We start from the raw sequence: 12,327 nt of genomic DNA, 5'->3' as shown, positions 1-12,327 counted from the left end.
CTATCCGGCCGTGATACCCGTGATCACTGTGCGGCCGTCGACCACCGCGGTGGTGACCGTCTGCTTGTTGTACGTGGCGGGCACGCCGCCTGGCCGGTACTCGGTGACCTCCACCGAATACCGGTTGTCCGCGAGCGTCACGATCCGCACGCAATGCGCGGTGCCCGCCGGGATGGTGTCGATGCCGCGCTGAATGGTCGCGGCCGGTGAGACGTTCGCGTCGGGGGCGACGACCTCCCTGACTCGCTCGCCGGAGCGCTCGACGTAGTAGGCGTACTGGAACCGCAGGATGGCGTCGGGTCCCGTTGTGGTGCCGCCCATTTCGGCGCTGCGCAGCACCGAGACGCTGCGCTCGGTCTGGCAGTCGCCGTGCGGCCGGTGCGTGGTGACGCCCGCCTGCGACCTGCTGCGCAGGCTGTCGACGGTGACACCGGCCTGCGCGCTGCCCGCGAACTGCACCGAGGACGAGGTCGCCGCCACGGGGCGTGCGGCGGCCCGCGTGTTCGTGGAGTTCAACAGGAACAGCACGCCCGCGGCCGCAGCACCGAGCAGCAGCACCGCGATCACGAGCACGACGAACACCCGGCCGCGCCGCGAACGACGGGCGCGAGCCTCCACCCGCAAGGCACTGGACGAGCGTCTAGGCCGCTCGTCCAGGTGGTCGTCGTAATCGTCGTCATCGGGCCAGGGGAAGCGGACCAGGTCGGCGTCGCGTTGCACGTAGTCGTCGTGCGGGCCGGGCGCCCTGCCCACCCAATCCGACCAGCCGCCGGTGAATTCGGCGCGGTGCGCGGCCAGGTCCGGTGGGACGTCCTCGGGCGGCGGCTCGTCGCGAATGTAGTGCGGGAAGCGAGCGGGGCCGTCGTCGGACAGCGGCTCGGCGCTCGCCTCGCCGGGCAGGATCGGCGGCGGCGCACCGGTCTCCGGCTCCAGCGCGCCGTACCAGCGCGACAGATCTTTGTACGACTTCAACATTCCCCCATTCCCGCTGAGCGAGGCGCGTATCGCATCGTCGGACCCTCTCGGCGATCAGTTCGTGGAGAACGGGTAGGTGTTGGCGGTACCGGGGCGGTCGGTGGGCGGAATCGACGTCGCGCCCCCGGTTGAGGCGCCGTCGGCTCTCCCGAACGGAAATTGTCCCGTACCGGACGAATTCGGCGTAGTCGACGCGCCGGATTGCTCTCCGAAGAATCCGGTCGGCGGTTTATCGACACCGCCGAGTGGCCTGCTGTTCATGCCGAATACACCGGCGATATCGCGCGCGACCGCGGCGAACCAGTCGGCGACGAACTGGGTGGGCGCCGCACCATTCGCGGCGACCGTCGCGGTGTTGTACGCATGATGCCTTTGCACGGTGTCCCAATAGCGCACCCAGGTGGCGGTGTTGAGCAGTTCGCTGTTGTCGGTGATGTTCTGGACGACCGCGTCGAATGCCTGGTTGACCAACCGGACGCCGGTGGTCGGCGGCACCAGTTGCGCAATGGCGCCCGCCAGTTTGGTGCCGAGCGACAGCAGCGCGGCAGGCGGATTCGACAGGCCCGCCGTGGCGAGTTCGGAAATGGCCGCCGGGTTGATCACCGATCGGACCACGGTGACGACCGCGTTCAGACCCAGCATGCCGGCCTTCAGCAGCGCCTGCAGCGCGGCGGGCAGGTCGAGCGGGGTGCGCGGGTCGGCGGCGTCGGCGAGGCGCTCGGAGATCGACTTCTTCGGCGAGATGGCCAGAGTCGCGAGCGAATTGCCTTGGACGTCCTCGTTGACCACCTTGGTCGCGGTCTTGATCGAGGTGTAGGCCAGCGCCTGGGCGATGGAGACCAGCGAGGTGATCGGGTCGCCGCCGCTCAGCGTGGACTGGCCGACAACGTTGGTGACCGCCTTGAGGATCGGCGCGCCCTGCGGTGCGTCACACGCCAGATCGCCCGCCGCACAGAAACTGGCGACACGTCCGGTGAGCGCGCCGAAATTGGCCGCCTTGTCGCGGTCAGGGCCGATGCCGCCGCCGGTGGCAGGCGCCTGCGGCAGCGCGGCGATGGTAGCGAGGCGGTCGCCGTGGGTGCCGGGCGCCGGGTCCGGGGTCGCCTTGCCCGGCGAGCCGGGAAACAGCGGTGCGCCGGGGTTGCGGGTCGGGTCGCCGAACAGCGCGACCGCCGCGACCTTTTCGGCGGGCAGCACGCCGTTGCCGTTGCCGACCTCCTGCGCGAACACCGAGGCCACGTGCGCGCCTTGTGAATAGCCGACCACCGCGAATCTGGTGTCGGCGCAGCGGTCGGCCACCGCCTTGGCCATGGTGCGCAGCCGGACCAGGCCGCCGGTGACCGATTCCGCATACGGCACCGTGCTGCCCGCGGTCACGCCGCCGAAGCCGGATTCGTAGGGGACGTAGGCGCGGTCGACCAGACCCGCGTCGGCGGCCTTGGCCAGCATCGGACGAAAGACGGTGGACAGCATGCCGGTATCGGTCGAGGGCGCGGCATCCGGCGACGATTCACCGGTGCCCTGAATTCCCAACGCGTACAGTGCCGGACACGCGCTCAGTGCGATGTTCGTCGGTGGGCTCGCGGGATTGGTCGGCACGGCCGCGGCATTACCTGCCGTTGCCACAGTTACGGCGAGTGCCGCCAGCACCCCCGTGACTTTCGCCGCACCATTTGTCATAGCGATCCGCAATCAATCCGTGTTGCCGCAGCTTTCCTCAACGCCATGAAACGCAATAGACGGTAACAGATTCCGGCAATAGCTGAGGCATCGCCGAAAAGATTGTTCGAACTGCCGAAAGGCGCACGACACATTCCGGCGTGCCACCTGTCACCCTTCGGCAAGTTTCCGATCATCGGAAAGCAGGGGCAACCACCTGGCGATCCACCCGCCACCCGAATTCCCCACCGGGACTCCGGGTTCCGATCGCCCGAGGACTCCGGCATTCGGCCAGGTATTTCCCGTACAGAAACCGGTAGCTCAGCGCTATCTGGACGCGCGACTTTGTGACACGTCAAGGGGAGATGACCGCCGCCGCGGTTCAGGCCGCGGAGGTCACGCGGTAGACGTCGTAGACGCCTTCCACGTTGCGCACCACGTTCAGCAAGTGCCCCAAGTGCTTCGGGTCGCCCATCTCGAAGGTGAACTTGCTGATCGCGACCCGATCGCCGTGCGTGGCCACCGACGCGGACAGGATGTTCACCTTCTCGTCCGCGAGCACCTTGGTCACATCGGAGAGCAAGCGGGTGCGATCGAGCGCTTCGATCTGGATGGCGACCAGGAACACCGAGGACGGCGAGGGCGCCCACGCCACCTCGATGATGCGTTCGGACTGGTCACGCAGCGATCCGGCGTTGGTGCAGTCGGTGCGGTGCACGCTGACCGCGCCGCCGCGGGTCACGAAGCCCATGATCTCGTCACCGGGCACCGGGGTGCAGCACTTGGCCAGCTTGGCGACCGTGCCGGGCGCGCCGGGGATCAGCACGCCTGCATCGCCGGTGGTGCGCTGCCGGTTCGGCGTCGTCGACGGGGTCGACCGCTCGGCGAGCTCGTTCTCCACGTCACCGATGCCGCCGAGCTGCGCCATCAGCCGCTGCACGACGTGATGCGCGGAAACCTGGTGCTCGCCGACCGCGGTGTACAGCGTGGAGATGTCGGTGTAGTGCAGTTCGTGCGCGACCGCGGTCATCGCGTCGACGCTCATCAGGCGCTGCAGCGGCAGCCCGACGCGGCGCACCTCCTTGGAGATCTGCTCCTTGCCGTTTTCGAGGGCTTCCTCGCGGCGCTCCTTGGCGAACCACTGCCGGATCTTGGCCTTGGCGCGCGGGGACACCACGAAGTTCTGCCAGTCGCGGCTCGGCCCTGCGTTCTGCGCCTTCGAGGTGAACACCTCGACGACCTCGCCGTTCTCCAGCTGCCGCTCCAGCGCGACCAGCCTGCCGTTCACCCTGGCGCCGATGCACTTGTGGCCGACCTCGGTGTGCACCGCGTAGGCGAAGTCGACCGGAGTCGACTTCTGCGGCAACGTGATCACGTCACCCTTCGGGGTGAACACGAAGATCTCCGGGGACTTCAGGTCGAAGCGCAGCGACTCCAGGAACTCGGCCGGGTCGGCCGCCTCCCGCTGCCAGTCGAGCAGCTGGCGCATCCACGCCATGTCGTCGACCTCGGTGGAGTCGTTGGAGTGCTTGCCGCGGGTCTCCTTGTAGCGCCAGTGCGCGGCGATGCCGAACTCGGCGGTGCGGTGCATGTCCTGGGTGCGGATCTGCACCTCGAGCGGCTTGCCGTCCGGCCCGACCACGGTGGTGTGCAGCGACTGGTAGACGCCGTAGCGCGGCTGGGCGATGTAGTCCTTGAACCGGCCTGCCATCGGCTGCCACAGCGAGTGCACCACACCGACGGCCGCGTAGCAGTCGCGCACCTCGTCGCAGAGGATGCGGATGCCGACCAGGTCGTGGATGTCGTCGAAGTCCTTACCCTTGACGATCATCTTCTGATAGATCGACCAGTAGTGCTTCGGACGACCCTCGACGATCGCGTTGATCCGAGACGCCGCAAGGGTATTGACGATTTCCGCGCGCACCTTCGCCAGGTAGGTGTCGCGCGAGGGCGCCCGGTCCGCGACCAATCGCACGATCTCGTCGTACTTCTTGGGGTGCAGGATCGCGAACGCGAGGTCCTCCAGCTCCCATTTGACCGTCGCCATGCCGAGCCGATGCGCAAGGGGCGCAATGACTTCGAGGGTTTCCTTGGCCTTCTTCGCCTGCTTCTCCGGCGGCAGGAAGCGCATGGTGCGCATGTTGTGCAACCGGTCGGCGACCTTGATCACCAGCACGCGCGGGTCGCGCGCCATCGCGATGATCATCTTGCGGATCGTCTCCGCCTCGGCGGCCGCACCGAGGTTGACCTTGTCCAGCTTGGTGACCCCGTCCACCAGGTGCGCGACCTCGGGACCGAAATCCAGGGTCAGCTGCTCCAGCGAGTAGCCGGTGTCCTCCACGGTGTCGTGCAGCAGCGCCGCGACCAGCGTCGTGGTGTCCATGCCGAGCTCGGCCAGGATGTTCGCCACCGCGAGCGGGTGCGTGATGTACGGATCGCCGGACTTGCGGAACTGATGCTTGTGCCGCTCGTCGGCGACGTCGAAGGCGCGCTGCAGCAGCGTCAGGTTCGCCTTCGGGTACAGCTCACGGTGCACGCTGGCCAGCGGCTCCAGCACCGGCTTGACCGCGGCGATACCGCGTTGACCGGTCATCCGGCGGGCCAGGCGCGCACGCACCCGGCGCGAGGCCGAGGTCGGCACCGCGGCGGAGGCGCCCGGCTGCCTGGACGGCGGCACCGGGGTGGCCGGCTGCTTCGGCTCTCCCGGTGTGGTGGCACCGTTGGACTGCGGGGCTCCTGCCGATTGCCCGACATTCGCCTCGCCCACGTGCTGAGTCATGCCACCACCTCTCAGTGCCCGCGTGCAGCGCTCACGGCCCCTCCGTGGTGACGCAGGCTGCCGCCTCCGGGCCTGGCGTTCGCGCCACGTGCCTCGGTCGGACCACCCTATCCGACCGTGGCAACCGCCCAGACCACCAACTTTAGTCCCGCCGCCGCGCTGGCGTCGGGACCGAGGCGGTGTGGTCGCCCAACAGCAATGAAACTGTCCGGTTCCTAACGAATCGTGACGGGCCCTACGGGGTCGCGGGTGATCATCGACTGGCCGTCGAAGTCGGGGCTGGCCGGGACGCGCAGCAGCTCGACTACGGTCGGGGTGATGTCGACGAGGGTGTAGCGAGACGTGGTCGTACCTGCGGCGAAGTCCGGTCCGCGGCCGATCACGAAGTTGGTGGTCTCGTCCGCGGACTGACCGCCGTGCCCGCCCTTGGGCCGGTGACCGTGGTCGGCGGTGACGAGGATCGTCCAGTTCTCGGCGGGGTTGGCCTTGGCGCGCGCGTCGACGGCGGCCACGATGCGGCCGACCTGCTCGTCGATGCGGGTGACCGCGTCGAGGTAGGCCTTGGACGCGGCGCCGTCGCTGTGCCCGGCGTGATCGACCTGATCGAGGTGGGTGAAGAGCAAGTCGGGGGCGAACTTGGTGATGGCGCCGACGACGGCGGTGGCGGTGGCCGCGTCGGTCTCGGCCTCGTCGGGGTCGTCCGGGACCGGCGGGGTGGAGACGACGACGTCGGCGCGGGGATTGCCGCTGCCCGCCATGGTGGCGATCTGATCCCAGGTGGCGATGGAGTGGGTCTTGAGCGCCGGGTTCGCCCGTTCGAGCTGGGTGAACACCGTCGGGTACTTCGCGAAGGGCGCCGCGGTGAAGCTGTTGTCCTTGATGCCGTGCTTGCGGTCCCACACCCCGGTCAGCACGCTCGCCCATGACGGGCCCGAGATGGTGATGTGCGGCGCGATCGACGAGCGGCTGAGCAACCCTTCGGCGCTGAGCCGCAACAGGTTCGGCGCCTGCACCCGCAGCACCTTGTCGTACATCAGCCCGTCGAGCCCGATCACGACCACCTTGTCCACGCGGGATTCGGCGTGCGCCACGCCCGCGGTGGCGGTCAGTGGGAGAACCGAGACAGACATGATGGCAAGGACTTTAGCGACAGCCCGCCCGACTCCCCCGTACGGGCCGGGGCGGTGCTTCGCTCGCTTGCCGCGCTCGTTCATAGTGCGAACGATGCGGGGCGAACCGGCCGGGCGGTAGCCGCACACGCCACTGTTCATGGACGTTTCATCGCTCGCGCCACTGGCTGTTGCCCGGCTGAACACCCACTGAACTCTCGATAGCCTGAAGCTATTCCAGCAGCTCACGAGCGGGTGGCGCGGAGATGAACGCGATATTGCGGTTGACACCTCGATCATCGTGTGGCTCGCTGGCTTGGTGCAAGCCGATTCCGCGCGGCCGACCGTTCGCATCGCCGCCGTGGCGGACACCCACCTGCGTCCCGCCGTCGCCGGCCGGTTTCGGCCCGACTTCCTTCGACTCGCCGAGCATGCCGATGTGCTGCTGCTCGCCGGTGACCTCACCGACGGCGGCACGCCCCGCGACGCGGAGCTGCTGTGTGCCGAGATCGCTGATCTACCGGTCCCGGTGGTCGCCGTGCTCGGCAATCACGACCACGACCGCAAGCTGGCGTGGCGAATCTCGGCCCAGCTGACCGACATCGGCGTACACATGCTCGACGGCACCGCGATCACGCTGGAGTGCAACGGGATTCGGCTCGGCATCGCCGGGGCGATGGGCGGCAGCGGCGGCTTCCCCGACCATCCAGGCAATCCTGATGTCGGCACCGAGGAACATCGCGCCAGAATGCTGCGCGGTCCCGTCGACGCCGGGCGGCTGCGGCAGGCCCTCGACACCCTCGACACCGACATACGCATCGCCCTCATGCATTTCGCGCCGGTGATCGACACCATCGTCGGTGAGCCGGTCAAGTTCTATCCCGGCCTCGGCTGCCACGACCTCGCCGAAGCCGTCGACGCGGGGCGCGCCACCCTCGCCCTACACGGCCATGCGCACAGTGGCACCGAGTTCGGCAGCACCGCGGGCGGCGTGCCCGTCCGGAACGTGTCGTATCCGGTGCTCGGCCGCTCCTACGCGGTCTATCACGTCGGGCCGGACCGGGTGCCGCATCCCGGAAAGTGTTGATGTCCAAGGGCTCTAGGCGATCAGGGTTGAATCGAACATATGCGCGGAGAGCGGTTTCGGACTACGTTCGTCACGACGGGTAATTGGGGACACACTCGCGAGGAGTCATCGTGGCAAACGACATTCAGCCGATCACCGAAGCTCAGCACCGCGCGGCGGCGGCATTCCGGGCACTGCACGAGCACGGGCTGTTCGTGCTGCCGAATGCCTGGGATGCGGTGAGCGCGGCGGTGATCGCCAGGGCAGGCGCTCCGGTCATCGCGACAACCAGTGCGGCCGTTGCCTGGTCGCTCGGCCGCGGCGACGGTGAGCAGTTGACCAGGGACGAGATGATCGCCCACGTGCGCCGCATCACCGGCGCTGTCGATGTGCCGGTCACCGCGGATGTGGAAGGCGGCTACGGACCGGCGCCCGAGGATGTCGCGGCGACTATCGCGGCCGTGGTGGCCGCAGGCGCGGTGGGGGTGAACCTGGAGGACTCCAACGCGCCCGGCGGCGGGCTGTTCGACCCGGACGCCCAGTCCGACCGGCTGCGGGCGGCACGGGCCGCTGCGGAGGCGGCGGGCCTGCCTGAGCTGGTGATCAACGCGCGCACCGACGTCTATCTGTTCGGAATCGGTGCGCCGGAAGGACGTTTCGACGACGTGCTCGCCAGGGCCGCCGCGTACGCGGAAGCGGGCGCGGACAGCCTCTTCGTGCCGGGACTGCTCGACCTGGCGACATTGACCGACCTGGTCGGCAAGACATCGTTGCCGATCAATGTGATGGCGGGGCCCGGCGGACCGACCGTCGCGGAGCTGGCCGCCACCGGCGTGCGCCGGGTGAGCGTCGGGTCGGCGGTGGCCCAAGCGGCCTACGCCAAGGCCGAAGCTGCGGCCGTCGAGCTGCTGCAGCACGGCACGTACACGGCGTTGACGGATGCGCTGGACTTCGGTTCGGTGCAAGCGCTTTTCCGCCGCTGACAAGACGCACTGCCGGCACTGCGTCGATCTTGCCGAGCTCGAAGGCCAACGGTGAGCGTCGGCATGATCGCCACGCTGACCGACGCGCAGGGCAGAGCGTGCACAAGCTCTGCCCTGCGCCGGATACCGCTTCAAGCCACCGGGCGGTGCCCAATGCTCAACGCGGGTAGCCGATTTGAGCGATATCTTCCTCGAGATCGGCGAGCTCGAGGTCGGGGTCGAGCTCGGCGATCACCTCTTGGGTGAGCGGTCGCAGCGCAAACACGTGCTGCACGACCGGCAGGTCGAGGTCGAACTCGTAGTAGTCCTCGGCGAACTCCTGGTAGGCCTCGGGCGTGCCTTCGACCAGCACGTCGAAGAGCCCTTCCCCGCCGCGGTCGGCCACCGAAACGCCCCACGCCGGGTCGGCGGGCTCGCGCCAGAAGCACACGGTGACAAGCGGTCCGACCTCGTCGCCGAACGCGGGCTCCTCGACACTGGACGCGAACGCGGCAGGCACCGGATCGAGCACCTCCGGCGCGTTGGGCGCCTCGTGGTCGAAGCCCTGGCCGTAGACGCCCGCTGCGGAGAAGACGATGAACCACTGGTTACCGGAGCCGTCGCGCATCGAGGCCAGTTCCTCGCCCTCGGCCCAGCCGCTGTCGAACGAGTAGAACCGTTCCTCCCACTCGGGGCTGAGAATGGCGTCGAGCATCGCCAGTGCCCGACAGCGGTCACGCAGGGTCGGGATGTCGGGAAGTCGAGAGAGAAGTTCTTTCACGGCGTCATCCAAGACCATTTCGGCCAACCGCGCGTATCCGGTTGGCGAACAACTGGTTTCGGCCGACTACCCCGGCGAATCGAAGGCCCAGACCGCCGCAGGGCGGCCGGTCGCCTTGACCCGTCTGCGTTCGGTGGTGCGGGCCAGGCCGGGTAGGGCGGCGAGCGTGCGGTTGAGGTTGGCCGGATCAGGGCGAATGCCGGACAGCGCAGTGCTTGCCGCGACGGCGCGGGTCGCGGGGAACTCGTCACCGAGCAGCGCCCTGGTGAAAGTCAGGTCCTTCCACAGGAGTTGGGCGAGCAGCCCCCGTGATGCGCCGATGATCCGATTATGATCGAAAGCCAGCTCCGGCACCTCGTCGAAGGGCACCCACTGCGCGGGCCCCTCGTGTGGCCCGACCACCGCCCACATCGCGATCGACAAGGTCGGACCGCGCGGATCGCGGTTCGGTTCGTCGAAGGTCACCAGCTGGCCCACCGCGCCGATCGCCGCCTCCGGCACACCGAGTTTCGTGTGCACCGCCCGCCGTGCCGCCCCGACCAGCCGCTCGCCCCGGCCGAGCAGCACACCGGGCAGCGCAAGCGCACCCGCAAACGGCGCCAGCGCACGCGGCGCGATCCCCGCACGCACTCCGGCGTCGTCGCCCCAGAACCGCAACGCCACCACGTCCACCGAAACCACCGACTGCTCCACGCCGCCAATCCTGCCGCACCCGGGCGGCGCATCCGCGCTCGGCCGATCGAGTGTCATGCCGCGGCAGCGCAGGCCTCGATAGCGGTGCGGTGTGCCCGGGTCGGGCCGTTCGCGGTCAGCACGACCGGGGTGTCGAGTGCCTGCGCCAGCCAGGGGATCACGTCGTCCGGCATTTCGGTGAGGACCGGGTGGGCGGTGGTCAGCAGATCGGTCAGGCGCTGCTGGTGGTCGAGGTCCTGCCAGGTACCTGGTTCCAGATGGTCGACGGTGCCGTTGTCGGTGCGGTATTTCGTTGCCGCGTAACGGGTTCCCGGCGCGTCCAGGTGGGTGACGGAGAGGCCGTCGATGCCGCCTGCGACGGTGATCGCGTAGCGCAGCAGGAGCAGATCGAGGTGGCCGAGGCGGAATGCGCCTTGATAGCGGCCGGTGGTGTTGTGCGGCTCGGGGACGTCCACGGCGTGGTCTTCGGTGGGGAACGGACCGGCGCCGTGCCGGGTCAGGTAAGTGCGGGTCACACCGAGAACCGCAGCGGTAGCGCCTATTTCGGCAAGCAGGGCGTGCGCGTTGCGTGGTTCGACAGTGGACCAGGTGGTGTGCGGATGGAAGCCGCGCCACTCGTCGAGCAACACGCCCTGGGCGCCTTCGAAGACCAGCCTGCCGCGCCTGGCGAAGCGGGCGAGCTGGTCGCCGCCGACGATCGCGACGGCGGCGGCGAACTCGCGGTACATGTCGACCAGGTCGTCGATCGGCTCGTAGCCGTGCGCGCTCGGGGCGACGAGGCTGCCGTAGTGCGCGGCCAGTGCCCGAAGCTTGTCACGAAGCACCTTGGGGCGCAGGCAATCCGCGACCGTCGGCGCATCGTGGTCGAGCGCGTGCGCGGCGGTCTCGCCGATCCCCCGTCCGCACGAACCGTGCCGCGAGGAACCCCTCGCGTCCTCGCGGGCACGGTTGGCGGCGATGTGGATCGGCGTGGTGAGCAGTGCTCGACCGTCGATGCGCAGCAGGGACAACGGATCCGGCACACCGAGCGCCGCCAGTTGCCGCGACTCCCCCGCCAACGCGATCGGCTCGACCAGCATGTGCCGCGACAGCAACGTCGGCACGCCCGCGAACGTCCCCGACCCGAACTGGGCGAACATGTGATGCCGTCCTTGGGCGATCACATTGTGTGCCGCCTGCGCGCCCCCGTTGAACCGCACGACAGCCGCCACGTCGAGGCCCGCGTCCGCCGAGCACAGCCAGTCGACCGTCGCTCCCTTTCCCGCATCGCCGAAGCCGAGGTCGACGACGATGATGTGCGAGTCGAACATGCTGTGCTCCTTGGTCTTTCCGTGCTCAGCTACGACCACTCGGCAGCGCGCGGATGCGCGGTCCGGTGGCGGACAACGCCTTGCCGACGGAGGCGGCCTCGGCCGCCGATCCGATATCGCGGAGGTCGGCCAGGCCCGAATCCATGTCGACCCGGCCCTCTTCCAGGCCGATGGTCAACGCGATGAGCTCGCAGACCGCGGCGGGATCGTCGAGCTTCATGAAGCTCTGGCCGAGCAGCCCGCGCCAGTGGTCGGCGATCTCCGGATCGTGGTAGTAGCTCGACTCGTTCGGCAGGATGTAATAGACATGCCAGCGCTGCATCAGCTCTCGGTAGATCGACTCCACCGAGACATCGCGGCGCACCGCGTCACCGATGACGCTGCGGATGTGCCGCGACGCCAGCTTCGGCTTGTTCAGCTCGTCGCCGATCAGGAACAGATAGCCCTTCTTGCCGCGCTTCTCCCACGCGTCGGTGACGATGTGAGTGGCCATGAAATATCCTGCCAGCTCATAACTTTCGGACTTCTGCCCGCCGCCGCCACCCTCGAGCAGGATGTTGCGCAGCTGCTCGTCCATCCGGTTGTCGGACTCGAACTGCCCGACCTGCAACGGAACCCGGTCAGTGTCGGCGTCGCCGATGGCGCCGAACAGGATCTGCGGATCGTCGGCGTAGCCCTTGCTGCGCAGCAGCCCGTGTAGCTTGCCGAGCTTCTGCTGCATGATCCTCGGCACCCGCCCCATCGAACCGGTGACGTCGAACAGCACCGCGATGGGCAGCGAATTCGCGTGGTCGGCCGAATCTCGGCATTCCCGCGCGCCTACCCCCAGCGGATCGAGGGTCGGATGCGCCTGCCAGTTCTCGTACGGCTCCGCCTGCATATCGGCGGTGTAGCCGAAGTCGTCGAGTCCCCGGCTGGCACGGAAGGTCTTGGCCGCGCGGTAGGCGGTGTCGTCCCAGTTTCCGTATCCCATGTGATCACTTCCTCTCGTGA

10 protein-coding genes are annotated in these 12,327 nt (G+C 68.5%); 2 read left to right on the top strand and 8 right to left on the bottom strand.

The annotated features are described in order from the left end of the window. The 4 genes from ACGFNJ_RS25680 to ACGFNJ_RS25665 all read right to left on the bottom strand — a co-directional run bounded on the left by ACGFNJ_RS25680 (position 1) and on the right by ACGFNJ_RS25665 (position 6,543). Complete coding sequence (locus ACGFNJ_RS25680; RefSeq protein WP_393453052.1) at positions 1-975, bottom strand: hypothetical protein; 975 nt, start codon at positions 973-975, stop codon at positions 1-3. Positions 976-1,029: 54 nt separating this feature from the next. Continuing rightward, positions 1,030-2,655 (bottom strand): cutinase family protein, encoded by a 1,626-nt coding sequence (locus ACGFNJ_RS25675; protein ID WP_393453049.1) that lies wholly within the window; start codon positions 2,653-2,655, stop codon positions 1,030-1,032. 361 nt (positions 2,656-3,016) lie between these two features. Beyond that, entirely contained in the window at positions 3,017-5,413 is a 2,397-nt protein-coding gene (locus ACGFNJ_RS25670) for a RelA/SpoT family protein (RefSeq protein ID WP_393453046.1), read from the bottom strand. Between the two features lie 215 nt (positions 5,414-5,628). Next, positions 5,629-6,543, bottom strand: a complete 915-nt coding sequence (locus tag ACGFNJ_RS25665; protein WP_393453043.1) for an alkaline phosphatase family protein — start codon at positions 6,541-6,543, stop codon at positions 5,629-5,631. A gap of 340 nt (positions 6,544-6,883) precedes the next feature. Between ACGFNJ_RS25665 and ACGFNJ_RS25660 the strand changes: the two genes are divergently transcribed. Together ACGFNJ_RS25660 and ACGFNJ_RS25655 are read left to right on the top strand one after the other, a co-directional pair. Further along, positions 6,884-7,609 (top strand): metallophosphoesterase, encoded by a 726-nt coding sequence (locus tag ACGFNJ_RS25660; RefSeq protein WP_393453040.1) that lies wholly within the window; start codon positions 6,884-6,886, stop codon positions 7,607-7,609. A 110-nt stretch (positions 7,610-7,719) separates the two neighbouring features. Further along, positions 7,720-8,571 carry an isocitrate lyase/phosphoenolpyruvate mutase family protein gene (locus ACGFNJ_RS25655; RefSeq protein WP_393453037.1) on the top strand — a complete coding sequence of 284 codons (852 nt, stop codon included), beginning with the start codon at positions 7,720-7,722 and terminating at the stop codon, positions 8,569-8,571. Positions 8,572-8,728: 157 nt separating this feature from the next. Here the strand turns inward: ACGFNJ_RS25655 and ACGFNJ_RS25650 are convergent, their stop codons facing one another. The 4 genes from ACGFNJ_RS25650 to ACGFNJ_RS25635 all read right to left on the bottom strand — a co-directional run bounded on the left by ACGFNJ_RS25650 (position 8,729) and on the right by ACGFNJ_RS25635 (position 12,307). Further along, a complete protein-coding gene (locus ACGFNJ_RS25650; RefSeq protein WP_393453034.1) occupies positions 8,729-9,331 on the bottom strand; it encodes a hypothetical protein in 603 nt (200 codons plus the stop codon). A gap of 66 nt (positions 9,332-9,397) precedes the next feature. Further along, positions 9,398-10,024 (bottom strand): NUDIX hydrolase, encoded by a 627-nt coding sequence (locus ACGFNJ_RS25645; protein ID WP_393453031.1) that lies wholly within the window; start codon positions 10,022-10,024, stop codon positions 9,398-9,400. A gap of 53 nt (positions 10,025-10,077) precedes the next feature. Next, the gene (locus tag ACGFNJ_RS25640) at positions 10,078-11,334 is read right to left on the bottom strand and encodes an adenylosuccinate synthetase (protein WP_393453028.1); all 1,257 of its coding nucleotides are present in this window, start codon (positions 11,332-11,334) and stop codon (positions 10,078-10,080) included. Between the two features lie 25 nt (positions 11,335-11,359). Then, on the bottom strand, positions 11,360-12,307 hold the full coding sequence (locus ACGFNJ_RS25635; RefSeq protein ID WP_393453025.1) for a hypothetical protein: 948 nt from the start codon (positions 12,305-12,307) through the stop codon (positions 11,360-11,362). Positions 12,308-12,327 lie beyond the last annotated feature (20 nt).

Source organism: Nocardia sp. NPDC049149 (genome assembly GCF_043197455.1).
Lineage (GTDB): Bacteria > Actinomycetota > Actinomycetes > Mycobacteriales > Mycobacteriaceae > Nocardia.
Note: the sequence above shows the minus strand (reverse complement) of the source record. Positions and strands in the feature narration are given on the sequence as shown.